General features: G+C 68.7%; 22 protein-coding genes. 9 read left to right on the top strand and 13 right to left on the bottom strand.

Annotated features, from left to right (window positions below):
• Positions 1-30 precede the first annotated feature (30 nt).
• The 3 genes from ASE16_RS04325 to ASE16_RS04315 form a co-directional block, all read right to left on the bottom strand.
• A complete protein-coding gene (locus tag ASE16_RS04325; RefSeq protein ID WP_055890948.1) occupies positions 31-1,527 on the bottom strand; it encodes an ABC transporter substrate-binding protein in 1,497 nt (498 codons plus the stop codon).
• Between the two features lie 71 nt (positions 1,528-1,598).
• Positions 1,599-2,342 (bottom strand): DUF1684 domain-containing protein, encoded by a 744-nt coding sequence (locus tag ASE16_RS04320; protein WP_321164216.1) that lies wholly within the window; start codon positions 2,340-2,342, stop codon positions 1,599-1,601.
• Between the two features lie 48 nt (positions 2,343-2,390).
• A complete protein-coding gene (locus tag ASE16_RS04315; protein ID WP_055890943.1) occupies positions 2,391-2,771 on the bottom strand; it encodes a hypothetical protein in 381 nt (126 codons plus the stop codon).
• A gap of 337 nt (positions 2,772-3,108) precedes the next feature.
• Here ASE16_RS04315 and ASE16_RS04310 point away from each other — a divergent pair, with 337 nt between their 5' ends.
• Positions 3,109-3,357, top strand: coding sequence for a WhiB family transcriptional regulator (locus ASE16_RS04310; RefSeq protein WP_055890939.1), 249 nt, complete (start codon positions 3,109-3,111; stop codon positions 3,355-3,357).
• A gap of 108 nt (positions 3,358-3,465) precedes the next feature.
• Here ASE16_RS04310 and ASE16_RS04305 read toward each other — a convergent pair whose 3' ends face one another.
• On the bottom strand, positions 3,466-4,959 hold the full coding sequence (locus ASE16_RS04305) for a sensor histidine kinase (RefSeq protein ID WP_055890937.1): 1,494 nt from the start codon (positions 4,957-4,959) through the stop codon (positions 3,466-3,468).
• Positions 4,960-5,147: 188 nt separating this feature from the next.
• Here ASE16_RS04305 and ASE16_RS04300 point away from each other — a divergent pair, with 188 nt between their 5' ends.
• On the top strand, positions 5,148-5,648 hold the full coding sequence (locus tag ASE16_RS04300; protein ID WP_157480100.1) for an Rv3235 family protein: 501 nt from the start codon (positions 5,148-5,150) through the stop codon (positions 5,646-5,648).
• Positions 5,649-5,741: 93 nt separating this feature from the next.
• Here ASE16_RS04300 and secA read toward each other — a convergent pair whose 3' ends face one another.
• From secA to mtrA, 6 genes are all read right to left on the bottom strand, one after another.
• Positions 5,742-8,549, bottom strand: coding sequence for a preprotein translocase subunit SecA (secA, locus tag ASE16_RS04295; RefSeq protein WP_055890931.1), 2,808 nt, complete (start codon positions 8,547-8,549; stop codon positions 5,742-5,744).
• A 224-nt stretch (positions 8,550-8,773) separates the two neighbouring features.
• Entirely contained in the window at positions 8,774-9,478 is a 705-nt protein-coding gene (gene hpf / locus ASE16_RS04290; protein ID WP_055890928.1) for a ribosome hibernation-promoting factor, HPF/YfiA family, read from the bottom strand.
• A gap of 149 nt (positions 9,479-9,627) precedes the next feature.
• Complete coding sequence (locus ASE16_RS04285; protein ID WP_055890923.1) at positions 9,628-10,392, bottom strand: ComF family protein; 765 nt, start codon at positions 10,390-10,392, stop codon at positions 9,628-9,630.
• A gap of 113 nt (positions 10,393-10,505) precedes the next feature.
• Positions 10,506-12,206, bottom strand: a complete 1,701-nt coding sequence (locus ASE16_RS04280; RefSeq protein ID WP_235500350.1) for a GerMN domain-containing protein — start codon at positions 12,204-12,206, stop codon at positions 10,506-10,508.
• The gene (gene mtrB / locus ASE16_RS04275; RefSeq protein ID WP_235500349.1) at positions 12,203-13,891 is read right to left on the bottom strand and encodes an MtrAB system histidine kinase MtrB; all 1,689 of its coding nucleotides are present in this window, start codon (positions 13,889-13,891) and stop codon (positions 12,203-12,205) included. The genes ASE16_RS04280 and mtrB overlap by 4 nt, the downstream gene beginning before the upstream one ends.
• Before the next feature lie 36 nt (positions 13,892-13,927).
• Complete coding sequence (gene mtrA / locus ASE16_RS04270) at positions 13,928-14,611, bottom strand: MtrAB system response regulator MtrA (protein ID WP_055890916.1); 684 nt, start codon at positions 14,609-14,611, stop codon at positions 13,928-13,930.
• 202 nt (positions 14,612-14,813) lie between these two features.
• Between mtrA and ASE16_RS04265 the strand changes: the two genes are divergently transcribed.
• Genes ASE16_RS04265 through ASE16_RS04245 form a run of 5 tightly spaced genes read left to right on the top strand, consistent with a single transcriptional unit; the run spans position 14,814 to position 20,539 of the window.
• Positions 14,814-16,160, top strand: coding sequence for a hypothetical protein (locus ASE16_RS04265; RefSeq protein WP_055890913.1), 1,347 nt, complete (start codon positions 14,814-14,816; stop codon positions 16,158-16,160).
• Positions 16,157-16,840, top strand: coding sequence for a DUF4129 domain-containing protein (locus ASE16_RS04260; RefSeq protein WP_055890910.1), 684 nt, complete (start codon positions 16,157-16,159; stop codon positions 16,838-16,840). Before ASE16_RS04265 ends, ASE16_RS04260 begins: the two co-directional genes overlap by 4 nt.
• On the top strand, positions 16,837-18,129 hold the full coding sequence (locus tag ASE16_RS04255; protein ID WP_200949544.1) for a DUF4350 domain-containing protein: 1,293 nt from the start codon (positions 16,837-16,839) through the stop codon (positions 18,127-18,129). Before ASE16_RS04260 ends, ASE16_RS04255 begins: the two co-directional genes overlap by 4 nt.
• Positions 18,126-19,199 (top strand): AAA family ATPase, encoded by a 1,074-nt coding sequence (locus ASE16_RS04250; protein ID WP_235500343.1) that lies wholly within the window; start codon positions 18,126-18,128, stop codon positions 19,197-19,199. Before ASE16_RS04255 ends, ASE16_RS04250 begins: the two co-directional genes overlap by 4 nt.
• Before the next feature lie 8 nt (positions 19,200-19,207).
• Entirely contained in the window at positions 19,208-20,539 is a 1,332-nt protein-coding gene (locus ASE16_RS04245; protein ID WP_055890907.1) for a DUF58 domain-containing protein, read from the top strand.
• A gap of 56 nt (positions 20,540-20,595) precedes the next feature.
• On the opposite strand, the gene ASE16_RS04240 is transcribed toward ASE16_RS04245, so the two are convergent.
• Entirely contained in the window at positions 20,596-21,591 is a 996-nt protein-coding gene (locus ASE16_RS04240) for a stage II sporulation protein M (protein WP_055890904.1), read from the bottom strand.
• 17 nt (positions 21,592-21,608) lie between these two features.
• On the opposite strand from ASE16_RS04240, the gene ASE16_RS04235 reads away from it, so the two are divergent.
• Both ASE16_RS04235 and ASE16_RS04230 read left to right on the top strand, forming a co-directional pair.
• Positions 21,609-22,460, top strand: coding sequence for an RDD family protein (locus ASE16_RS04235; protein WP_055890900.1), 852 nt, complete (start codon positions 21,609-21,611; stop codon positions 22,458-22,460).
• 7 nt (positions 22,461-22,467) lie between these two features.
• On the top strand, positions 22,468-23,379 hold the full coding sequence (locus ASE16_RS04230) for a cyclase family protein (protein WP_055890896.1): 912 nt from the start codon (positions 22,468-22,470) through the stop codon (positions 23,377-23,379).
• A gap of 31 nt (positions 23,380-23,410) precedes the next feature.
• On the opposite strand, the gene ASE16_RS04225 is transcribed toward ASE16_RS04230, so the two are convergent.
• Both ASE16_RS04225 and ahcY read right to left on the bottom strand, forming a co-directional pair.
• On the bottom strand, positions 23,411-23,962 hold the full coding sequence (locus ASE16_RS04225) for a GNAT family N-acetyltransferase (RefSeq protein WP_055890893.1): 552 nt from the start codon (positions 23,960-23,962) through the stop codon (positions 23,411-23,413).
• Positions 23,962-25,452 (bottom strand): adenosylhomocysteinase, encoded by a 1,491-nt coding sequence (gene ahcY / locus ASE16_RS04220; RefSeq protein WP_055890889.1) that lies wholly within the window; start codon positions 25,450-25,452, stop codon positions 23,962-23,964. The genes ASE16_RS04225 and ahcY overlap by 1 nt, the downstream gene beginning before the upstream one ends.
• Positions 25,453-25,459 lie beyond the last annotated feature (7 nt).

Raw genomic sequence — 25,459 nt, 5'->3', positions numbered from 1 at the left:
CCGAGCATCCTGTGGATGACTCGCCCCTGTCTACTTCTTGACGATGTCGTACGCGTAGAACTGCGAGTTCAGCCCGTTGACCGGGTACCCGCTGACGTCACTCGACGCGACGACGATCTGCGGGTAGAGGTACAGCCAGGCGCTGGCGGCGTCCTTCGCGATCTGCTCGTTGACGAGCTTCAGCTTGGCGGTCTGCTCCGCGGTGCTCGTCGCCTGCTCTGCCTCGTTCACCCACTGGGTGACCTGCGGGTTGTCGTAGCCCCAGTAGAAGTCGGGGTTTCCGTACCAGACCACGTCGCGGTCGTTGACGTGCTCCTGCAGCGTTGCGGCGAAGTCGTGGTTCTTGAACACCTTCGTGTACCACTCGTCTGCCGAGATGGAGTTGATGTTGACCGTGATGCCGACCTTGGCCAGCTCGCTCTTCAGGAACTCGGCGACCGCGGGGTGCGGGTCGTAGGTCGGGGTGTCGAGAGTGAACGTGAAGCCGTTCGGGAGGCCGGCCTCTGCCAGCTCCTTCTTGGCGAGGGTCACGTCGTACGGGTTGACCTTGGTGAGGTCTTCGTACCAGGGGTCGCTCGGCGGGACCATCGAGCCGATCAGCGTGCCGTACTTGCCCCAGATGGAGCTCAGCAGCTTCTTGGTGTCGATGGCGGAGTACACGGCCTTGCGGACCTCGGCCTTGTCGAACGGCGCGACCTTGTCGTTGAAGGCCAGGAGCTCCTTCGTGGTCGACTTGCCGTTGGTGATCGTGTAGTCCTTGTTGCCGTCGAACTGGGTCAGCGCATCCGGGCTCTGGATGCTGGTGACCACATCCACCTGGTTGGTGAGGAGGGCGTTGGAGAGCGCGGTGGCGTCAGTGAAGTAGTCGTAGACGACTTCCTTGTTCTTCGCCTTGCTGCCCCAGTATTCGCTGTTGCGCTCCAGGCTGAGCGAGCTGCCGCGCTTCCAGGTGCCGAGCGTGTACGGGCCGGTGCCGTCCTCCGCCGTCTTGTAGTTCTTGGTGCCAGGGCCGTAGATCCAGATGTAGCTGAGGTTGTACGGCAGCGAGATCGAGCGCGACTTCAGCGAGATGACGACGGTCTTGTCGTCCGGCGTGGCGATTCCGGAGATGACGGCGAGCTGCGACTTGCGCGCCGACTGCGAGTCCGCGGCGGTCACCCGCTCGATGCTGCTCTTGACGTCCGCGCTGGTCAGCGGCTTGCCTGAGTGGAACTTCACGCCGTCGCGCAGGGTGAACGTGTATGTGAGGCCGTCCTCGCTCGCGGTGTATTTCGTGGCGAGCAGCGGCTCGACCTTGCCGTCGTCGGTGAGCTTGAACAGGCCTTCGTAGACGTTGCCGTTCAGGGCTTCTGTGACGCCCTGCCCTCCGCCTGCGGTGTTGTCGAGGTTGACCGGCTCGTACAGCGAGCCGATGGCGATGGATGCGTCAGCGCCGCTCGACGACGACGATGCGCCCGAGCAGCCGGCGAGCGCCAGCGTGGTGGCGACGGCCGTGGCGAGCACGACGAGAATGGACTTCTTTCTCAACGGAGTTCTCCTGGTGGGGGTGAGGGGGTTGCTGTGCTGTGAAGCGTGTGCTGTGGTGCTGGTGCGCTGTACTAGTGCGCTGCGCCGTCGCGGAACACGACGATCTTCTCGCCTGCTTCGACGGGGATGTCGAAGCGGTTGTTGCGCGGAGGGAGCGGGCAGTTGTACTGGTCGGAGAAACCGCACGGCGGCACGAACGCGCGGTTGAAGTCGAGGATGGCCTTCTCGCCGTCGTGCTGCACGAACAGGAAGCGGCCTGAGCCGTACGTGCCGTTCTCTCCGTCGGCGCCGTTGGTCGGGTCGCCGAACACGAGCAGGAGGGTGCCGTCGTCGTCGAACGCGCTGAGCGAGTACGAGACGCCGTCCTTGCTGAAGGTGATGTCGCCCGGCACGACGAGATCGCGCGTTCCACCGTTGTCGCGGATGTGCTCGAACGGCACCGTGCGGGCGCCGTCGACCGGCGTGAAGGTCGCCTCGATGACCCAGTCCGGGTCGAACGGGAAGGCGGTGACGGTCTCGAACGCCTGGATCGCCGGTGAGTTCGCATCCCAGAGTCGGATGCCGCGCTCCGGCTGCCCTGTGTCGAGGTTCGTGCGGGTGAGCTCGGTGGCGGTGACCGTCTCCGGCTGACCGGCCAGCGCATCCTGAGCCGTCGTCTCGTCGCCGGGCTGCAGCCAGCGGGTCTCGATGAGGCTGAGGTTCCCCGTTGCGGATACGACGGAGGAGAGGCGGGCGTCGCGCCACGCCTGATGGCCGGCGCGGGCTTCGTCGATGGTGGATGCGGAGGCGAGCGGGGCGGAGGATGTTTCAGTCACGATGTCGGGCATAACCATCCGAGTGTGCGACTTGTTCCCGCTTCCGCCCTATTCGTGTTGCGGAGTGTTGCGCGTCGTCGCCTTCACGACCTGCGGAGAGACGGCGAGGACGATGCCGACCACGGCGGGGACGAGCAGCGCCCAGCCCAGATCCGGACGAGCGTACAGGCCTTGGAACGAGCCGACAGCGACCGCGATCTGCAGGATCTGGATGGTCACCGCCGACGCTCGCGACCAATTCTGCGCGCGTAGCGCCCCGATCGCCGTCGCGACGACCCAGATCGCGGCGAGCACGACGAGCACGACGATGGCGACGGCCGTCGCGAACGACTCCGGCCGCTGCGTGAGCAGCTCGACGAGCAGCCAGACGGCCGCTCCCGCGACGAGGGCGGCCTCGAGGAAGAGCAGGACGGAGAGCGCGATGAGCATGGGGGGCCGCCGAGCGGCGCCTTGGCCGGCTCCAGTGCCGCCGACGCGGTCGCTCACGGCGTCGCCGACTGGGTCCGTGGAACGGTTGGACTGGTCCCCATCCGGGGGCGGAACTCTAGCACTCATTCATTTCTCGCTTGTGTTCACAGCGTTATCTCATACAAAACTATTGATTCGGATTATGCGCTATGGGAGCATATTCGAGGTCGAGTTAGCGCTCACAGGGTCGTGGGCAGGTCTATCCCCCACGGATCATTCACCCTGTAGCTCGACTGCTTAACATGCATCCTAGGCCGTCGTGGCCGGGGAACAATCAGCAAACAAGGAGCACATTTTCATGGACTGGCGCGACAAAGCTGCCTGCCTCACCGCGGACCCCGAACTCTTCTTCCCCGTCGGCAACACCGGGCCCGCAGTCGACCAGATCGACAAGGCCAAGTCCGTGTGCGCACGCTGCACCGTGACGGAGATCTGCCTGCAGTACGCGCTGGAGACCGGCCAGGACTCCGGCGTCTGGGGCGGTCTCTCCGAGGACGAGCGCCGCGCTCTCAAGCGCCGCGCAGCACGCGCCCGCCGCGCTTCCTGACCCGCAACATCACCCGCGCACGCCGAGGCGCTCCCTCACACACCTAGCAGAAGAGGGAGCGGCCTCGGCTTTCGTTTGTCCGCGCGCAACCGGCCGGACAACCGGACGCTACGACTTGGTGAGGTAGCGCAACGGCACCTCGATGGTCACCTCTGTGCCCTGGCCCATCATGGTGTGCCAGTCGATCGTGCCGCCGAGCTCGCCCTGGATGAGGGTGCGCACGATCTGCGTGCCGAGCCCGCTGCCGACCTTGCCCTCCGGCAGGCCGGAGCCGTTGTCGACGACTTTGACCGTGAGCGAATCCTCCGAACGGTTCGCGATGATCTCGACCTGACCTTCGCGGCCGGCGAGACCGTGCTCGACAGCGTTCGTGACGAGTTCGGTCAGCGCGAGCGCGAGCGGGGTCGCGTACTCGCTGGGCAGTGAGCCGAAACTGCCGGACGACTTGGGATGCACGGTGGTGTTGTGGCTCGACGCCACCTCCGCCACGAGCAGCAGCACGCGGGCGAACACGTCGTCGAAGTCGACGATCTGGTTGAGGCCGGTGGAGAGCGTGTCGTGCACGACCGCGATGGCAGCCACCCGGCGCATCGCCTGGCTGAGGGCCTCCCGCGCCTCCTCGGAGTGCGTGCGACGCGCCTGGATGCGCAGCAGGGATGCGACGGTCTGCAGGTTGTTCTTGACCCTGTGGTGGATCTCGCGGATGGTCGCGTCCTTGGTGATGAGCTCGCGCTCCTGGTGGCGCAGCTCCGTCACATCGCGGCAGAGCACGATCGCACCGACCCTCTCCCCCCTGTTGCGGATCGGGATGGCCCGGAGAGACACGGTGACGCCGCGCGCCTCGATGTCCGTGCGCCAGGGCGCGCGCCCCGTGACGACGAGCGGCAGGGACTCGTCGACGGTCATCCTGCCGGAGAGCAGGCGCGTGGTGACCGTCGCGAGCGACTCGCCCTCGAGCTCCTCCGTGAAGCCCATCCTGTTGAACGCGCTGAGGGCGTTGGGGCTCGCGAAGGTGGTGATGCCGTCCACGTCGAGTCTGATCAGGCCATCGGATGCGCGGGGCGCACCGCGTCGAGGACCGCTCGGCGCCCCGAGATCGGGGAAGTCCCCCGTCGCGATCATGTTGAACAGGTCGTTCGCGCAGGCGTTGAACGTGAGCTCCTGACGCCCCGGTGTTCGCGCCTCACTGAGGTTGGAGTGCCGCGTGATGACGGCGACGGGCTGCTCGGCGGTCTGCGGGGAATTGACGCTCAGCCTGCGGATGACCGGCACGGCGAGCACGCGGGTCGGCGTCTCCTCGAACCAGTCCGGCGCGTTGGTGTCGATGATCTGTTTGGTCTCGAACGCATCGGTGACCTGCTGGCGCCACTCCGGCTTGATCCGCTGCCCGACGAAGTCGCGGTAGAACAGCGTCGCAGCGCTCGACGGTCGAGCGTGGGCCACCGCGACGAAGTCGTCGTCCGTCGTCGGCACCCAGAGCACGATGTCGGCGAAGGCGAGGTCGGCGAGGAGCTGCCAGTCGCCGACGAGGCCGTGGAGCCAATCGACATCCTCCTCCGAGGAACGGCCATGGGCTTGCACGAGATCACTGAGCGTCGACACGCCCCTAGTCTAGGCAGATCATCGAAATGATCACGGATGTTATCCACAGCCCGTGTTAGAGCCCTGGACGCCCAGGGGATGCGCCTGCTTGAGTGGCTCCCACGCGACGGCCGAAGTGGGACGGCTTCCGCCGCCGCAGCCGATGAAAGTCGCCGCGCAGCAGCGGCCACGTTTGAGGGGATTCTCCTGTGAGCACCGTGCTCGATCACAACCATGACCGCTACAGGCCGGTGGGCCTGCCGCCGCACCCTGGCCGTGCCGGGCGGGCGGGAGCCGCTGCACGAGGGGGCGAGGCCCGCCGCGCACCGCATCCCGTGGTGGAGCTGCCGATCGTCACCGACGACAGCGGCTTCCCCGACCCAGCACCCCTGGTCGCCAACCTCGCGCTCTGCGTTGTGGAGATTCTCGCGGGGGCGAGGAACATCGACCAGCTCAGCCGCTGGGTGAGTGACGACGTCTTCATCCATCTGCTGCGCCGCTCCGCGATTGCGGCGCGCACCAGACGGCTCACAGGGGCCACCGTGCAACGGCCGCGTCTGCTGGTCGGCGACCCTGTCGTTGCGCGGCCACTGGACGGCGTCGTCGAGGCGGTGGTGCTCGTGCACCAGCCGAACAGGTCCAGGGCTGTCGCCATCCGGCTCGACGCCGTCGGGGAGCGCTGGCGGGCGAGCGCGATCAGCGTGCTGTGACCGTGAGGGCTGCCCTGCTCACGGCCGCTCGACCGCGGGGTGAGACGCGAATGGCCGCCCCGATCGGGACGGCCATCACGTGATCGGGGCTGGTCAGCCCTTCTTGCCCTGTGCGCGACGCTCCGCACGGTTGGCGGGAGCCGGCGCGTCGTTGTCGCTGACGCGCTGACCGAATGCGCCGCGCTGCGTCGCACCCTGCGCAGGCGGTGCCGACGCCTCGTTGAGCTGCTGCTGGGTGCGCTGCGCGCGCGCCGTCGCGCTCTGCTCGATCTGTCCACGCTGGTTGCGCACCTCGACGCCGCCGGCGTCGCTCGGGGCGGAGTAGCTGAGGCGGGCCTCGCCTTCGCCACGGCCGAGCCCCTTGGCAGCGACGCTCGGAGCCTCGACCTCGCCTGGCGCCTCGTTGACCTCCACCTCCAGGTTGAACAGGAAGCCGACGGTCTCCTCGCGGATCGACCCCATCATCTGCTGGAACATCGCGTAGCCCTCGCGCTGGTACTCGACCAGCGGGTCGCGCTGCGCCATGGCGCGCAGGCCGATGCCGTCCTTGAGGTAGTCCATCTCGTAGAGGTGGTCTCTCCAGCGGCGGTCGATCACCGACAGCACCACCCGGCGCTCCAGTTCGCGCATCGCGGGGGAACCGAGCGATTCTTCGCGCTTCTGGTAAGCGATCCGCGCATCCGACAGGATCTCGCGACGCATGAAGTCGCGGTTGATCTTGCCCTTGTTGCCCGCCTCGGTGATGACCTCGTCGATCGTCACGCCCACCGGGTAGAGGGTCTTGAGCTCGGCCCATAGGGCGTCGAAGTCCCAGTCGTCTCCGTTGCCCTCGCCGGTGTGCTGGTCGAGGATGTCGTCGATCACCTCGGTCAGGAACTGCTGGGTGCGCTCGTGCAGGTCGTCGCCCTCGAGGATGTGCCTGCGGTCGCCGTAGATCGCTTCGCGCTGGCGGTTGAGGACATCGTCGTACTTGAGGACGTTCTTGCGGATCTCGGCGTTCCGCGCCTCGACCTGCGACTGCGCGCTGCGGATGGCCCTGCTGACAACCTTGGACTCGATGGCGAGGTCGTCGGGGACGTTGCCCCTGCCCATCAGCGTCTCGGCGGCGCCCGCGTTGAAGAGGCGCATCAGGTCGTCGGTCAGCGACAGGTAGAAGCGGCTCTCGCCGGGGTCACCCTGACGGCCGGAGCGACCGCGGAGCTGGTTGTCGATGCGGCGCGACTCGTGGCGCTCGGTGCCGAGTACGTAGAGACCGCCGGCCTCGACGACCTTGTCCGCCTCGGTCTGCACCTTCTCCTTGACGGAGCTGAAGACCTCGTCCCACGCCGCCTCGTACTCCTCCGGGGTGTCGACAGGCGACAGTCCGCGGGAGTTCATCTCGGCGACGGCGATGAACTCGGCGTTTCCGCCGAGCATGATGTCCGTTCCACGTCCCGCCATGTTGGTCGCGACGGTCACGGCGCCGAGGCGGCCTGCCTGCGCGACGATCGCAGCCTCACGGGCGTGGTTCTTGGCGTTCAGGACCTCGTGACGCACGCCCTTCTTCGCGAGCAGACGCGACAGGTACTCGCTCTTCTCGACGCTGGTCGTTCCGACGAGGACGGGCTGCCCCTTCTCGTGGCGCTTGGCGATGTCTTCGACGACCTGGGCGAACTTCGCCTGTTCGTTCTTGTAGACGAGGTCGGACTGGTCGATCCTCTGCATCGGCTTGTTGGTCGGGATGGGGACGACGCCGAGCTTGTACGTGCTCATGAACTCGGCCGCCTCTGTCTCGGCGGTACCGGTCATGCCGGACAGCTTCTTGTACAGGCGGAAATAGTTCTGCAGGGTCACGGTGGCGAGGGTCTGGTTCTCGGCCTTGACCTCGACGCCCTCCTTGGCCTCGATGGCCTGGTGGATGCCCTCGTTGTACCTGCGGCCCATCAGGATGCGGCCGGTGTGCTCGTCGACGATCAGCACCTCGCCGTTCATCACGACGTAGTCCTTGTCGCGCTTGAACAGGGCGTTCGCCTTGATCGCGTTGTTCAGGAACGAGATGAGGGGCGTGTTGGCCGACTCGTACAGGTTGTCGATGCCGAGGTAGTCCTCGACCTTCTCGATGCCAGGTTCGAGCACGCCGACGGTGCGCTTCTTCTCGTCGATCTCGTAGTCGACCTCCGGCTCGAGTCGCTTGGCGAGGTTGGCGAACTCGTTGAACCAGCGGTTCGCTTCGCCGGACGACGGCCCGGAGATGATCAGCGGGGTGCGCGCCTCGTCGATGAGGATCGAGTCCACCTCGTCGACGATTGCGAAGAAGTGGCCGCGCTGCACCATGTCGCTCGCCTGCCACGCCATGTTGTCGCGCAGGTAGTCGAAGCCGAACTCGTTGTTGGTGCCGTATGTGATGTCGGCCGCGTACTGCTCGCGGCGCTCCTCCGGCGTCTGGCCCGCGAGGATCACGCCGGTGGTCATGCCGAGCGCGCGGAAGACGCGGCCCATGAGCTCCGACTGGTAGCTGGCCAGGTAGTCGTTGACCGTGATGACGTGGACGCCGCGGCTGGAGATCGCGTTGAGGTACGCGGCCGTCGTCGCCACGAGGGTCTTGCCTTCACCCGTCTTCATCTCGGCGATGTTGCCGAGGTGCAGGGCGGCGCCGCCCATGATCTGCACGTCGAAGTGACGCATCCCGAGCGTGCGCTTGGCCGCCTCGCGGACGGCGGCGAACGCCTCAGGCAGGAGGTCGTCGAGCGACTCTCCGTTGCTGTAGCGCTCCCGCAGTTCGACGGTCTCGTGCATCAGCTCTTCGTCGGTGAGCTCGCTGAAGTCGTCTTCGAGCGCGTTCACCGCTTTGGCGTACGCCTCCAGGCGGCGGAGGGTGCGACCCTCACCGACACGGAGGACCTTTTCCAGTACTGAGGCCACTTATGCACTCCACTTTGTTTGTTCAGGCTGGTATCGCCTGTCGCCCAGTCGGGCGCACGTCGAACCGCCGACCTGGGCCGACGCTAGACATATCGTACTTGTTCCGCCATTGCGTTCGGAGGGTAGTTCCTGTGAGGGCGCTCCGGAAAGCGAAGCGCCGATGGCGACGGCCGCCTGGGCCGCCACCATCGGCGCGGAATCGGCGCTGCAGGAGCGCAGTCGGCTCAGCTGCCGAGCTTGCGGCTCGCCGTCGCGACCTCCTGGAGTTCGTCTGCTTCGTCGTCCAGGGCGATCACGCCGTAGTCCCAGCCCTTGCGTCGGTAGACGACGCTCGGGCGCTGGTTCTCCTGGTCGATGAAGAGGTAGAAGTCGTGGCCGACGAGTTCCATGTAATACAGGGCGTCGTCGACTGTCATCGGGACGGAGGCGAAGACCTTCTTGCGGATGACGACGGGGCAGTAGTCGTCCTCCGCCTCCGCGGCGGCCTCCGCATCATCGGAGACGACGGGAACGCTTCCCGTCCTCACCTGATCGAGTACCGCGACAGGAGCCGCAGCGAGTCCGACGGTGCTGAAACCGTCCGTGCTCGCCTCTCGGAGCGATGTCGGCCTGTGCTGGCCGCGATGCACCTTGCGACGATCCTTCGCCCTGCGCACCCGTTCGAGGAGCTTCCCGAGGGCGATGTCGAACGCCGCGTACTTGTCGGTCCCGGTCGCTTCCGACCTCACGACGGCCTTCGGGCCGACGAGAGTCAGTTCGACGCGATCATCGCCGTTCTGGGAGCCGACCTTCTCGTTGTGGCGGCTGACCTTGATCTCGAAAGAGATCGCGCGTTCGGCGAGGTGCGAGACCTTTTCCGCCTTCTCAGTCGCGTATTCACGGAAACGATCGGTGATGCCCAGGTTGCGTCCGATGATGTTGATGTCCATGGAGACCTCCCTGTTCCGGCGTGCCGTCCGCCCGGATCACGAAGGGCGGGTCGTCCACACCTTTTCGACCACCGTAGTGCCGTCTGCCTCGGAAGTGAACAGGGAGAACCGGACTATCTGCCGAACCTTTCCCGTGCACTCCCCGAGGGTCACGCGACGACCGGCGAGCCGCCTCGCAACGGCGTGCGTGCGACTGCTACCGCGAACACGACCCTGCCCCCGACGGCGGTGATCGCCCGTGCAGCTTCGCGCACCGTCGCCCCGGTCGTGACGATGTCGTCGACGATCACGCAGTCCCTTCCCCGCAGCCGGCGGGACGCGACCATGCTGCCCGCTCTGTTGCGCGTCCGCTGCTGCGCGGTCAGCCCTGCCTGGTCCTCTGTCTGCCTGGTGAGGCGCAGAGCACGCCACAACGGAGGGACCAGGATGCGCGACCTCCGCAGGAGGAGCGCCGTCGGATGGTATCCCCTGCGGCGGAACGCTGCGCGCGTGGACGGGATGACGACGGGGAGCAGCGCGTGCCGCGCATCCACCGGCGGATGCGGCTGGAGCCCGGCCCGCGTCCTGGCCCGCGACCCGGCCCCCGAGTCGGCCCCCGGGCCGGCCTGAGACTGCGCCGTCACGATCGCGGCACGCAGCGCGACGGCGAGCGCGGAAGCGGCGTCCGTGCGACCGGAGTCCTTGTACGCCAGCAGCACACGGCGAACGACGCCGTCGTATGCGAGGGCTGCGAACAGGGGCGGAGCTGCGCCCTCCGCCGCGATCATGCCAGGCAGGAGCGCGGCGGAGCACGCGGCGCACACCGCTCTGTCTTCTTCGCCGCAGCCGCTGCACTGCACGGGTTGCAGCGCCGCGGCCGCGTCGAGGATGGATTCTCTGAGCTTGTTCGTTCTGAGCTGGTTCGTCGTCGTCATGGTTCGAGCCTGCGCGCTCAGCGGTCAGCGTGGCGGGGCGTCGACGGACCAGTGGAGAACGTGGGCAGAGCGCTGGTTGTGGAGGGATCCTGCTCAGCAGCCCGGTGCGCAGGTCACGGCTGGCCGAGCTGCACGGCGACGGCCCCCACCTTGTCGGTCTGCGCCTGCCAGCCCGTGCCCGTCGGCGCCTGCAGCGAGCCGTCCGAGGTCAGCACCAGGTACCGCGAGAGGCCGCCTGCGCCGACGATCGTCGTCCCGCCGCCCGGCCCTGCCGTGGTCGTCGACGTCCCTCCGATCGTCTGCTCTGTGATGGAGGTCGCATCCCCCGTCGTGTTGCTGAGCACAGCGACGGTGAGTTCGCCTGTCCATGCGACGGAACGCGGCGTCCCGGCGCCGACCGCCAGCTCGACCGGCTCCGTGAGACCGGTGGGAACACCGGCCTCCCCTCGCACGATCCCCGCGGCCACGAGCAGCGACTGCGCGCCGTTCTTCAGCAGTGCCACGATGCGCGTTCCATCCCGCGAGACGGCGATCGACACGATGGCGGTCGCCGACGGCCACTCGGTCTTGATGGCGTGGGCCTGCCCGTCCGGGCTGTACGCCTGCAGGGCTCCAGGGCTCGCCTGCGGAACCGACCAGACCCAGCCGCTGGTGTCGATGACCGGCGCGATCAGGCCGGGTCGCGCATCCACCTTGGCCGGCTCTGCGCTCTTGCGCACGAAGTACGCAGCCCCGTGGGACTGCACCGCGGCCTCGTCCCGTGCGGCGTTCAGTGCGACGGCGGTCGGCTGCAGGGCGATGATCTTGTCGCTCATCCCGCTGAGCTCGGTGACGCTCGACCCGCTCAGCAGGCCGAACGTGTTCTGACGGTAGACGATGGCGTGCGAGTCGACGGGAGGGTCCTGCGCCGGGGCGTTCGCGTCGCTGAGCGGAGGGATCTGCTGCTGGTTGCCCTCGATGGAGATTTCGACCGACTGCGCGAGGCTGCCGAGGCTCTGTTCGAGTTCGAGCTGCATCCGCTGCAACGCCATCGTGTCCGCCTGGCCGGCCTCCGAGCTGAGATCGACCCTGGCGACGCCTCCCGAGGTCGTCACCGACGGCAGCGCGAGCTGGGTGCCCTGCGGGAAGGCGCTGGTCACCGCCCCGGTCAGCCACTTGGATGGGCCGGCCAGGATCGCGCTCGCCACCCTCGTCGCCGCCGTGGCGACGCGGGCGGGGAACCACCGCGCATCCGGGACCAGGTACGCGTAGTCGGGACTGAAGAAGTAGATCGGCTGCTGCGAGTAGACGGAGCGGAACGTCGGGTCGTCGATGACGACGCCGTTCGGGGCGACGGCGATCCGCCACTCGCCGTCCTGCTTCTCGAGTTCGTAGCGGAGCCCGACGGGAGCCGTGCTCGTGACGGGGTGGTACGCACCCGCACTGTCGACGTTGGCGACGGGGTTGACCGATACGCTCCACTGGTTGTCGTCGTGGTCGAACGAGCGGTTCCTGCCGTCGTCGACGGTCACGGACTCGTCCGGGTTCCACTTGGCGGACATCGACCTGGTGAGGTACTTCCTGGCGATGTCGAAGTTGTTCTTCGGGCTCGACGCCGCGTCGATGAAGCCCTGCACGATGCGCTGCTGGGTCGCGCCCTTCTCCGGAGGAGACGGGTTGAAGTCGAGGTCGAGCGGGTCGTTCACCTGGGCGACAGGGCCGCCCTGGCGCACCGGCCCTGAGCTCGGGATGCTCGCGCACGCGGCGAGGACGACCAGCACGGCCACAGCGACCACGCCGGCGACGGCGCGGCGCAACGGGCGGCGGGCGGTCATGCTCTGGCTCCTCTGTCGGTGAACTGCTGGTCTGCGGCGTGACCGTGCACCCGCGCGCCCCCATCGGTGACCGCGGTATCGGTCGCCGCCGCACCGGTCGCCGCTGCATCCGTGGCTCCTGCGTCCGTCGGCGGCAGCGGAAGCGGCGACGACGCGATCTCCTTGCCGGAGACCCGCGGCAGCGTCAGCCGGAAGCACGAGCCTGCGCCAGGCGCGGACCAGACCTGCAGCCAGCCGGAGTGCAGCGTCGCGTCCTCCAGCGAGATCGCGAGCCCGAGGCCCGTGCCGCCGATGGTGCGCTTGCGCGAAGGGTCGGCCCTCCAGAACCGGTCGAACACGTGGTTGACCTCCTGCTGGCTCATCCCGATCCCGTAGTCGCGCACGGTGAGCGCGACGGCGCTCTCGTTGCTGTCGACCGTGACGACGACCGGCTTGCCGTCTCCGTGCTCGATGGCGTTGCCGATGAGGTTGCGCACCACGCGCCGGATGCGCCTCGGGTCCATGCCGACGTCGAAGTAGCCGCCTGGCGCATCCAGTCGCAGCTCCGAGCCGTTCTGCTCCGCGAGGGTGCGCAGCTCGTCCACCACGTCGTCGGCGAGCCGCACCAGGTTGGTCGGCTCCGGGTCGAGGGCGACGGAACCGGCGTCGTACCTGCTGATCTCGAGCAGGTCGGAGAGCAGCCGGTCGAAGCGCTCGATCTGGGTGTGCAGCAGCTCTGCGGTGCGCTCGGTGGCTGGCGGGAACGACTCGCGCTGGTCGTAGATCACGTCGCCTGCCAGCCGGATGGTCGTGAGCGGTGTTCGCAGCTCGTGCGAGACGTCGGAGACGAACCGCTGCTGCAGCTGCGACAGCGTCGCGAGCTGGTTGATCTGGCTCTGCAGACTGTCCGCCATCCCGTTGAACGAGCGGGCGAGCGACGCGAACACGTCCTCGCCGTGCTCCGGGATGCGCACGGCCAGGTCGCCGGCGGCGAGGCGCTCGCTGGTCTCGGCAGCGACCCTGATCGGCTGGACGGCGAACCGCACGATCACCCAGGTGATCGCCCCGATCAGCAGGATGAGCGCGAACCCGGCGAGCAGCAGCGTGCCCTGCACGAACAGCAGCGTGTTCTCCGAGTCGCGGAGGTTGTAGCCGATGTAGAGCTCGTAGTGCCCGAAGCTCGGGAGCGTGAGCTGCGTGCCGACGACGATGCCGGGGTCGGTCGTCCCGTTCCCCGCAGGCAACGCGACGGACTGGTAGAACTGCTTGGTCCCTCCGTTCTGCACCTGCTGACGCAGCTCGTCGGAGATCACGCCGTTCAGCCCTGGGCTCGCCCTGTCAGGCGGGGCGGGGATGGAGACGTCCTGGCCTGGCACGCGGTACGCGGCGATGAGTCTGCTCGATGTCGCGCCCTGCACGGTCTGCAGCGTGGAGTTGAGGAGGTTCTTACCGGAGTCGGAGGCGGAGACGTCCGAGGCGTTCAGGGTCGACTGCGCGGAGGTGGTCGCCCTGCTGGAGTCGCGGAGCGCCTGGTCGAGGCGCGACTGATAGAGATCGTTGCTGATGCTGAGGGCCATGTAGATGCCCGTCACCAGGATGGCGATGCCGGTCAGCAGCAGGGTGATCGCGACGGTGCGGACCTGCAGCGAGCGCCGCCAGACGCCCACGAGCTGCGAGGGAAGCTGCCGCCACCATCGCCCGTCCATCCACCTGTACCGCATCGGGCCGCCGCGTCCGGCGTGCTACGTGACGGCGCCGGCGCGGTAGCCGACCCCGCGCACGGTCATCACGATCTTGGGGTTGTCCGGGTCCTGCTCGACCTTGGCGCGCAGCCGCTGCACGTGCACGTTCACCAGGCGGGTGTCCGCCTTGTAGTGGTAACCCCAGACCTGCTCGAGCAGCATCTCGCGGGTGAACACCTGCTGCGGCTTCGAGGCGAGCGCGAGCAGCAGGTCGAACTCGAGAGGCGTGAGGTTGATGCGGGCGTCGCCGCGCTTGACCTCGTGGCCCGCGACGTCGACGACCAGGTCGCCGATGCGGAGCTGTTCGGCTGCCGGCACAGTGGATGCAGGCCGCAGCCTGGTCTTGATCCGCGCGACGAGCTCTTTCGGGTTGAACGGCTTGACCATGTAGTCGTCCGCGCCGGACTCGAGGCCCTTGACGACATCGGCGGTGTCCGACTTGGCGGTGAGCATGATGACGGGCGTTCCCGACTCCGCTCTGATGCGGCTGCACACCTCGATGCCGTCGAGACCGGGGAGCATGAGGTCGAGCAGGACGAGGTCGGGCTTCGAGGAGCGGAAGATATCGACGGCGAGCGCGCCGTCCTCGCAGAAGACGGGGTCGAATCCCTCGGTGCGCAGCACGATGCCGATCATCTCGGCGAGGGCGGTGTCGTCGTCGACCACCAGGATGCGACTGTTCATGTCCGAAGTTTCCCACAACCATTCTCGGGCGGCCGGTTACCACTGAGGCCCCGATGACCGCTGAAGTCTCTGTGCAAGCGTAGTGGAGACTCCTGCGCCACCCGTGAAAGCCAGCCGAACGTGCCCTGTGGGTGGGGCAGTGCTCGTGGCGCGGATGTGCCAGCATGGGGTGCGGAAGACGCACGGGAAAGAGGGGCACCGCGTGACCGACGAGCAGAACTGGCAGGCACCGGGGTCTCAAGCAGACGCGGGAGCCGGCCACGAGCAGGCGCCAGTGCCGCCTGCGCCGCGCTACGGCGAGTACGCGCCGGACAATGGCCAGCCTCAGGGCTACGGCCAGCAGCAGGGCCAGCAGCAGCCTGGCCCCGGCTATCCTCCTCCCGGCTTCGCGTACGGCCGGCCTGGCCAGGGGTTCCCGCAGCAGCCAGGCTGGACTCCCCCGCCGAAGCCCGGCCTCATCCCGCTGCGGCCGCTCGGCTTCGGCACCCTCATCGGCGCGCCGTTCCAGACCCTTCGGCGCAATCCCAAGATCACGGTCGGCGCCGCCCTGCTGCTGCGGGGCATCCCGTCGATCATCGCGAGCGTGCTCATCTTCTTCGGCATCTATCTGCTGTTGGACAGGGCGGCCAACGCGACAGCGGACGACCGCAGCGCGCTCCTGGCGGGAGCAGCGGGCGGGACGATCGTGCTCGGCCTGCTCTCCGCCGTGATCGACGGCATCTCCAGTGCGCTGCTGCAGGGCGTCATCGTCGGAGAGGTCGCCCGCGGAACCGTCGGTGAGAAGCTGACCTTCCGCGGCATCTGGCAGCTCGTGCGGGGTCGCGTCGGCGCGCTGATCGGCTGGACGTTCCTGGTCGCCCTGGCGTGGATCGTCGCCGCTGCGCTCGTCATCGTCGTGGCCGCCGTGCTGTTCGCTCTCGGTCCCGCCGGAGTGATCGGCGGTGTGCTCGTGCTCATCTTCGGTTTCCTCGGCCTCGTCGTCCTCGCCATCTGGCTGAACACCAAGCTCGTGCTCGTGCCGAGCGCCATCGTGCTCGAGCGGCTTCCGATCCGCAGGGCGATGGCCCGCTCCTGGGGGCTCACCAGCGGATACTTCTGGAAGACTTTCGGCACGGTCGCCCTGATCGCCGTGATCGTCTACGCGGTGGCGCAGATCATCTCGATCCCGTTCGGCGTCGTCGGCGGAATCGTCGGAGGCATCTTCGCCCCGACGTCGCTCTCGTCCCCTGACTCGGCGAGCTTCAGCCAGGTGCTGACCAGCCAGATCGGCGTCAACCTGCTGGCGAGCGTCGTCGGCGCGATCGTCGGCGCGATCATGGGCGTCGTGCAGACCTCCGTCGTCGCGCTCATCTACATCGACCTCCGGATGCGCAAGGAGGGCCTGGACCTGCAGCTCGTGCGCTTCGTTGAGGCACGGCAGACCGGTCAGGATGCGCAGGATCCATACCTCGCCGGTCCGGTGTTCGTTCCGCCTGCTGCGTCGTATCCGCCTGCGCCGGGGTCGTATCCGCCTCCAGGCTCCTGGCCTCCTCCCCCGCCTGGCGCATGACGGTCGGCCTCCTCTCCGCATTCGTCGCCTGGGTGCGCGCGGACGTCCCCGTCGACCCGAGCTCGCCAGACGCCCGCCAGTGGATCGGCGACGAGCTCGCCAAGCCCGAGTACCAGACGGCGAAGCCGACGTGGTTCGACCTGGCGTCCAAGGCCGTCCAGGACTGGATCGCGTCTCTGTTCCAGGGGCCTGGCGGCTCCGCCGGCCCTGTGCTGCTGCTCGCGGTGGTGCTGGTGATCGCGGGGCTGATCGTCGCGGCGTTCTTCATCTTCGGGCGCCCGCGCATCAACAGGAGGACGGCGGACGGCCGCCGCTCCCTGTTCGGCGACGACGATACGCGAACGGCGGCGCAGCTCAGGCGTTCCGCCGCGGCCGCCGCGTCGGCGGGCGACTGGGTCCAGGCGATCGAGGAGCAGTTCCGCGCCGTCGCGCAGGGCCTGGACGAGCGCACCATCGTGACGGTGAGCCCCGGGACGACCGCGAACGAGTTCGCTCACCGCGCTGCGAGCGCCGTGCCTGCTGAACGGGAGCGTCTGCTCGCCGCGGCCCGCGCGTTCGACGATGTCCGCTACCTGGAACGTCAGGGGACGGAGGCGCAGTACCAGCAGCTCGTCGCCCTCGACCAGAGCCTGCAGGATGCGCGACTGCCGTCACCGATGCGCGCCGAGGCGGCCCGATGACGGCACAGGGCACCGCGCAGACGCTCGAGCGCGATACAGGGGCTGCGCCGAGCGGGCCGTCAGAGGCTGCCGCCGTCTCCCCCGGCCTCCGTCAGGTCGGGAGGAAGAGCATCCCGTGGATCGTGCTGGCGGCGATCGCGGTGTTCGTCGCGCTTCTGGGCGTTCTGCTCACGGGAGGCGGCGCGCGCGTCGGCGTCCCGATGGATGCTGCGAACGCCGGCCCCATCGGCGCGAAGGCGGTCGCCCAGGTACTCAGGGGCCAGGGCGTCGCCGTGCACAGCGCGACCACCCTGAGCCAGGTGGAGGATGCCGCCACCGACGACACGACCGTCCTCGTCTTCGACCCCGCCGGCAACCTCGATTCGAGCGGATACGACCGACTCACCTCGGTCGCGAGCACGATCGTGGTCGTCGAGCCCGACTTCGACGCGCTGAACAGGCTCGCTCCGCACGTGTCGGCGGCAGGGGCGGTCTCCGCCGCGACCCCGATCGCCTCCGGCTGCTCCGTGCCGGCCGCCGTCCGGGCGGAGACCATCGACCCGACGCCGACAGAGACCACGAAAGACGTCAGTTTCGCTGGTTCGTTCCGCGTCGACGGAGGGGACGCGCTCGGCTGCTTCCGCACGGGGACCGACAGGTACTCGTTCGTGACGACCAGGTCGGACGGCCGCACGATCGACCTGATCGGCTCGGCGAGCATCCTGATGAACGACGGTGTCGACCGGGCAGGCAACGCCGCGCTCGCGCTCAGCGTCCTCGGACAGCACCGCACGCTCGTCTGGTACCTGCCGAGCATCGACGACCGGCCGGTCACCGGGCCACCGGACATCGGCGCGCTCACGCCCGGCTGGGTGACGCCGGTCGTGATCCTGCTCGTGCTCGTCTTCATCGCAGCGGCGTTCTGGCGTGGGCGGCGCTTCGGCCCTCTGGTGGTCGAGAACCTGCCGATCGTCGTCCGCGCAGGCGAGACGCGCGAAGGCCGCGCCCGGCTGTACCAGCGCTCGTCCGCCCGTCTGCGTGCCGCGGATGCGCTGCGCATCGGCGCTGTCGGACGCCTGGCCTCCGCGACCGGCCTGCCGCGCGCGGCGACCGCCGTCGAGATCGCGGACGCCGTCGCAGCGGCGACAGGGCGGGACAGAGCGGCCGTGCACAGAACCCTGATCGACGCCGTGCCCCGCACGGACGCCGACCTGATCGCCCTGTCAGACGATCTGGCAGAGCTCGAACGAGCCACCGCAGCAGCAGCCACCCCCGCACCGCCGGGGCCGACCGGAAGAATGGATGCATGACCGACGTCACGACAGGATCGAGCGGAGCCCCCATCCACAGCCAGAACCCCGCGCAGGCGACGCCGCCCTCCGCACCGCAGCACGCTGCACAGCAGCAGCCGCAGGCCGGCACGACGGACTCGACAGCCCTGCGTCACGCGCTCGCCCGCGTGCGCACCGAGGTCGGCAAGGCGGTCGTCGGGCAGGATGGCGCCGTCACCGGGCTGATCATCGCGCTGCTCGCCCGCGGTCACGTGCTGCTGGAGGGCGTGCCGGGCGTCGCGAAGACCCTGCTGGTGCGATCGCTGAGCGAGGCGCTCAGCCTGGACACCAAGCGCATCCAGTTCACGCCGGACCTCATGCCAGGGGACGTGACGGGGTCGCTGGTCTACGACGGCCGGACGGGCGGCTTCGAGTTCCGCGAGGGCCCCGTGTTCACGAACATCCTGCTCGCCGACGAGATCAACAGGACGCCACCGAAGACGCAGTCTGCTCTGCTGGAGGCGATGGAGGAGCGCCAGGTCAGCGTCGACGGCGTCAGCCGCCAGCTGCCCGACCCGTTCATCGTGGCGGCGACGCAGAACCCGATCGAATACGAAGGCACGTACTCGCTGCCAGAGGCGCAGCTCGACCGCTTCCTGCTCAAGCTGACCCTGGATGTGCCACCGCGCGACACCGAGGTGGAGGTGCTGCGCCGTCACGCGGCCGGTTTCAACCCGCGCGACCTCGCGGCGGCCGGCGTCACGCCTGCGCTCAGCGCCGCAGAGCTGCACGCAGCACGCGCCGCAGCCGCATCCGTCGGAGCGACGGGCGACGTGCTCGCGTACATCGTCGACCTGGCGCGAGCCACGCGCACCAGCCCGTCTGTGAAGCTCGGCGTGAGTCCGCGCGGCACGACGGCGCTGCTCGCAGCGGCCAAGGCGTGGGCGTGGCTGTCCGGCTACGACTCGATCACCCCCGACCACGTGCAGGCGATGCTGGTGCCGGTCTGGAGGCACAGGGTGCAGCTGCGGCCGGAGGCGGAGCTGGAGGGCGTCGGGGTCGATGCCATCCTGCGGTCGATCGTGCAGCAGGTCCAGGTTCCGATCTAGGCCGCCGCGTGACCGTATCCGGACGTTTCGTCGCCCTGCTCGCGCTCGGGGCGATCCCCGTCGTGCTGTTCGGCGGGGCAGAGGGCGCCTCGTATCTCGCGCTCGGCGCCTGGGTGCTGCTCTGCGTGCTCCTCGGCCTGCTCGATCTCGTGTTCGCTGGGTCGCCGCGCCGCGTCGCGTTGGAGCGCTCGCTCCCGGCCAGAGTGCGTCTCGGAACGGAGGCGTCGAGCGAGCTGCTCGTGACGAACACGGGCGGCAGGGCCATCCGCGGCACGGTCAGGGATGCCTGGGAGCCGTCGGCGGGCCTCGACAGGTCGCGCACGAGCGTCTCCATCCCCGCAGGGGAGCGCAGACGGATCACGGCGACGCTGACCCCGTGGCGACGGGGAGAGCGCCGGGTGTCCCAGGTGACCATCCGGTCGTGGGGGCCGCTGCACCTCTGGGCACGACAGGCGACGCTCGAAGCGCCGGGGCGCATCAGGGTGCTGCCGCCGTTCACGTCCCGCAAGCACCTCCCCTCGCGGCTGGCGCGGCTGCGTGAGCTGGACGGGACCACCAGCGTGATGCTGCGCGGGCAGGGCACAGAGTTCGACTCGCTGCGCGAGTACGTGCGCGGAGACGACGTGCGCTCCATCGATTGGCGTGCGACCGCACGCCGCCACGACCCGAACAGCGGCCGCGGAGCCCGCGTGATGGTGCGCACCTGGCGGCCTGAGCGGGACAGACGCGTGGTCATCGTCATCGACACGGCGCGCACCTCTGCCGCGCGGATCGGCGACGAACCGCGCATCGACACGGCGTTCGAGGCCTCCCTGCTGCTCGCCGCGCTGGCGACACGAGCGGGAGACAGAGTCGATCTGCTCGCATACGACCGCGCGGTGCGGGGACGGGTGCAGGGAGCCACAGGTCCGGAGCTGCTGTCCAGGATGGTCGACGCGATGGCGGGCATCGAGCCAGCGCTGATCGAGATGGACTGGTCGGCGGTCCCCGCGCAGGTGTCGGCGATCACGAGCCAGCGCTCTCTGGTCGTGCTGCTGACCTCCGTGGAGTCGCCCGGCGCATCCCGTGGGCTGCTGTCCGTGCTGCCGCAGCTCACGAAGAAGCACATCGTGGTGGTCGCGTCGGTGACCGACCCAGAGACGATCCAGGCGGCAGGCCAGCGGAAGAACCGCGAGGAGGTGTACCGCGCGGCCGCGGCGGAACGCTCGCTGCTGGATGTGAGCCGGGTGACGGCCGGGATCCAGCGGCTGGGGGCGGATGTGGTGACCGGATCGCCGGAGGACCTGCCACCCGCACTGAGCGACGTCTACCTGGCGCTGAAGGCGGCCGGTCGGCTGTAGGCGCCTCCCGGTAGCTGCCTACTGCTGTCTGCCTACTGGCGCACGATGGCCGGGCGTCAGCCGGCCACGACGCGGCGCGAGCCTGACTCGTACTCCGTCAGGTCGCCCGTCTCGCCGAGGCGCACCGCGCGACGGCCGAGCACCAGCATGTACGCGAGGAACGCCGCGAGCGCGAGAGCGCCGATCGTGATCTTCGCCCAGACCGGAAGCTCGGACGGCGTCACGAAGCCCTCGATCAGGCCGGAGACGAACAGTGAGATCGCGCACCCCACCGCGACGGTGAACAAGGCGCGGCCGTCCTCGGCGAGCGCTTGAGCGCGGGTGCGGGCGCCCGGCGCGATCCAGGCCCAGAAGATCCGCAGGCCCGCAGCAGCGGCGACGAAGACGCTGGTGAGCTCGAGCATCCCGTGCGGCAGGATGTACGAGAACATCACGTCGCCGCGCCCGTACGCGAACATCACACCGGCCGCCGTGCCGACGCCGATGGCGTTCTGCAGCAGCACGAACGGCACGTAGACGCCGGTGATGCCGAACGCGATGCACTGCGCTGCGATCCAGGCGTTGTTCGTCCAGACCTGGCCGGAGAACGACGCGGCGGGGTTGTTCGAGTAGTAGTCGATGAACGAGTGGTCGACGTACTGCCGCAGCTGCGCATCGGTGCCGAAGTTGCGGAGCACCTCCGGATTGCCGGTGATCCAGATCGCGTAGAGCGTCGCCACCACGACGGTGGCGGCCGCGACCGCCAGCACCACCCACCGGATGCGGTACAGCGCTGCGGGGAGCTGGTAGACGAAGAACCGGGGCAGCATGGAGAACACGTTCGCGCCGGCGCCGGTGAACCGCAGGCGCGCGGAGGCGAGCGCGAGGGAGAGCCTGTCCCCGGTGGCCGTCGACCCCGCGATGGTCTTGATCGCGGACAGATCGGACGCACCGGACTGGTAGAGGTCGATGAGCTCGTCGGCTTCCCTGCCGTCGAGGCGGCGTCGTTTGGCGAGCTGGGCCAGTCTGTCCCAGTCTGCGCTGCGCGCTGCCGTATATGCGTCGAGATCCATCTGCTTGAATGATAGCCATGACGGCACCTGGCCAGACAGTCGCAGCGCCACCCCCATCCCGGGGCGAGCGCGAACTCGTCACGGGCGAGGCGGTCACCCTCGACGTCAAACCGGCGAGCTACATCCTGCGGGCGGCGGGCGCCGCCATCGACTGGCTGGTGTACATGCTGGTGATGTTCGGCTGCATCCTGCTGCTCGTCGCAACAGGCGGCGGCCTGGATGCGGCGGCAGGGAGGGCGCTCGTCGTCCTCATCCTGGTGTTCGGGATGGTCGTGCTCCCCACCACGGTCGAACTCGCGACCAGGGGAAAGTCGCTCGGGAAGCTCGCGGTCGGCGCGCGCATCGTCAGGGACGACGGCGGCGCGATCGGCTTCCGGCACGCGTTCATCCGGGCGCTCGTCGGCGTGCTGGAGATCTTCATGACCATCGGAGGCGTCGCAGCGCTCACCGGCCTCCTCAATGCCCGCTCCAAGCGCCTCGGCGACCTGCTGGCCGGCACCTACAGCCAGTACGAGCGTGCGCCGCAGGCGACGCCGCTCCCGCTCTACCTCGCCCCGCACCTGACCGGCTGGGCGCAGACGGCCGACGTGGCGAAGCTCCCGGACAGGCTGTCGCGTCGCATCGCCCAGTTCGTGCGTCAGGCGCCGCAGCTCACGCAGGCAGCGCGTGCCGGCCTCAGCGCCGAACTCGCCGCCGAGGCGTCGGCGTACGTGTCCCCGCTTCCTCCTGTGGACGCCGAGACGTTCCTCGTGGCCGTCGCCCTCCTCCGCCGTCAGCGCGATGCGGCTGGGCTCGCCATCGAGCAGGAGCGCCTGCAGCGCCTCGAGCCGGTGCTCGACGGACTCCCCCACGCCTTCCCAGACCGCTAGGAGACCAGTGACCGAGTATCGCGCCCACTTCGACGCCACCGTGACGTTCGTCAACGGCGGAAGCCTGCAGACGAACGGGTTCCGGCTCGACCTGCCGGACGCCGAGCTGTCCGAGGAGCAGATCGCCGAGCTGTTCGTGCGGCACCTCGGGCTCGCGCTGGTCGGCGAGGTGCGGCTGAACGCGCTCCGCATCGTCGAGGAGCAGCACAGGGGCAGCAGAGGGATCAGCCCGGAGCTCGCTCGCGTGCCCGTGCCGGATAAAGCGCGCGTGGTCGACCTGAGCCACCGCATCCGGGCGGGGCTCGTCACCTACCCCGGTCTGCCCGCGCCGACGATCACGCCGCACCTGACCCGCGAGGCCTCGGTGGCGACGTATGCCCCCGGCACGCAGTTCGCGATGGACATCATCACGATGATCGGCAATACGGGCACGTATCTCGACAGTCCGTTCCACCGCTACGCGGACGGCGGCGACCTCGCGTCCCTCGATCTCTCGACGCTGGTCGGGCTCCCCGCCGAGGTCTTCCACCTCACCGACCTCGGTTCGCGTGGCATTCCGGCCACCGTCTTCCACGACCGCGAGCTGGCAGGCACGGCCGTGCTGCTGCACACCGGCTGGGATGGGCACTTCGGACAGCCGGAGTACGCCACGGGTGCGCCGTTCCTCACCGAAGACGGTGCACGTCACCTGGTGGATGCCGGGGTGACCCTGGTCGGCATCGACTCGCTCAACATCGACGACACGGAGTCTGGTGGTGAGCGACCTGCGCACACACTGCTGCTGGGCGCCGGCATCCACGTGGTGGAACACCTGACGAATCTCGGCGAGGTTCCCGCGCGCGGCGCACGGTTCACCGCCGCGCCGCCCGCCGTCGAGGGGTTCGGAACCTTCCCCGTGCGGGCGTACGCGGAGGTCTAGCGCAGCGGCCGACCGGACCGGCGACGCAGCGTCAGTCGTGCAGGATGCGCTGGAACAGCACGTGGTCCTGCCAGCGACCGGCGATCTTCAGGTAGTTCGGGGCCACCCCGATGCGCTCGAATCCGGAGCGGGTGAGGACGGACTGCGACGCCTGGTTGTGCAGCAGCGTCGCGGCCTGGATGCGGTGCAGGCCGAAGTCGTCGCGCGCCGCCTCCACGATGGCGGCGAGGGCGGCGGAGGCGAGTCCCTGCTTGGTGTGCGCGCGGTCGAGCCAGTAGCCGATCATGGCGCTCTCGAACGCGCCGCGCACGATGCTGCTCAGGTCGAAGCCGCCTGCGACGGCGTCTCCGTCCAGGATGAGCAGCGGGACGGCCGTGCTGGCCTCATACAGGGCGAGGAGCTCCGTGGTGCGCTTGAGCTGGCCCTCCGGCGTGAAGAACTCCTCCGTGCGGGTGGGTTCCCACGGCGCGAGGTGTCCGCGGTTGGCGACGTATGCTGCCGCGAGCGCCGGGGCGTCCTCAGGCCTGCGCACGCGCAGGATGAGGCCGCCCGGCAGCTCGCGGTCGGTGAAGGTGAGTGGCATCAGTATCGGTAGTGGTCGACCTTGTACGGGCCGTCGACGCTCACGCCGATGTATGCGGCCTGCTCGGGGGTGAGGGTGGTCAGCTCGACGCCGAGCGCATCCAGGTGGAGGCGGGCGACCTTCTCGTCGAGGTGCTTCGGCAGCACGTACACACCGATCGGGTAGTTCTCCGTCGAGACGTACAGCTCGAGCTGCGCGAGCACCTGGTTGGTGAACGAGTTGCTCATCACGAAGCTCGGGTGACCTGTGGCGTTCCCGAGGTTCATCAGGCGGCCCTCGGAGAGCACGAGCACGCTGCGACCGCTCGGCAGGCGCCACTCGTGCACCTGCGGCTTGATCTCGACCTTCACAGCGCCTTCGAGCGCTTCGAGGCCGGCCATGTCGATCTCGTTGTCGAAGTGGCCGACGTTGGCGACGATGGCCTGGTGCTTCATCGCCAGGATGTGGTCCAGGGTGATCACGTTCAGGTTGCCCGTGCCGGAGATGAAGATGTCGACCTGGTCGACGACGGATTCGATGCGGGCCACCTGGTAGCCGTCCATCGCCGCCTGCAGCGCGTTGATCGGGTCGACCTCGCTGACGATCACGCGGGCGCCCTGGCCACGCAGCGCTTCCGCCGCGCCCTTGCCGACATCCCCGTAGCCGGCGACGAACGCGACCTTGCCGCCGATGAGCACGTCGGTAGCGCGGTTGAGGCCGTCCGGCAGCGAGTGGCGGATGCCGTACTTGTTGTCGAACTTGCTCTTGGTCACCGAGTCGTTGACGTTGATGGCCGGGAAGAGGAGCTGGCCGTCGCGGGCGAGCTCGTACAGGCGGTGGACACCGGTGGTGGTCTCCTCCGTCACGCCGAGGATGTCGGCGGCGACCCGCGTCCAGCGGTCCGCGGACTCAGCGATGGATGCGCGGAGCGCCGCCAGGATCACGCGGTACTCGTGGCTGTCCCCTGCCGCGTCGTCTGGAACAGCGCCGGCGAGCTCGAACTCGCGGCCCTTGTGCACCAGGAGGGTCGCGTCGCCGCCGTCGTCGAGGATCAGGTTGGGGCCGATCCAGTCGGCTCCCTCCTTCTCGGCCTCGGTCGTCCAGTCGAAGATCTGCTGGGTGCACCACCAGTACTCCTCCAGCGATTCGCCCTTCCAGGCGAACACGGGGACCCCGGCCGGTGCGTCCACCGTGCCGGTCGGGCCGACCGCGATGGCGGCAGCGGCGTCGTCCTGGGTGGAGAAGATGTTGCAGCTCGCCCAGCGCACCTGCGCGCCGAGTGCGACGAGGGTCTCGATCAGCACGGCGGTCTGCACGGTCATGTGCAGCGAACCGGCGATGCGGGCGCCGGCGAGCGGCTTCGACGCCCCGAACTCCTCGCGGAGGGACATGAGACCTGGCATCTCGTTCTCTGCCAGACGGATCTGGTGGCGCCCTGCCTCAGCGAGGGAGAGATCGGCGACCTTGAACGGAAGAGTGGAGGTGGATTCAGCGACGGTGGTTGTGGCCATTGCCCCA

The sequence above is a fragment of the Leifsonia sp. Root227 genome (assembly GCF_001428745.1).
GTDB lineage: Bacteria > Actinomycetota > Actinomycetes > Actinomycetales > Microbacteriaceae > Leifsonia.
This window is presented reverse-complemented; position numbering and strand designations above follow the sequence as displayed.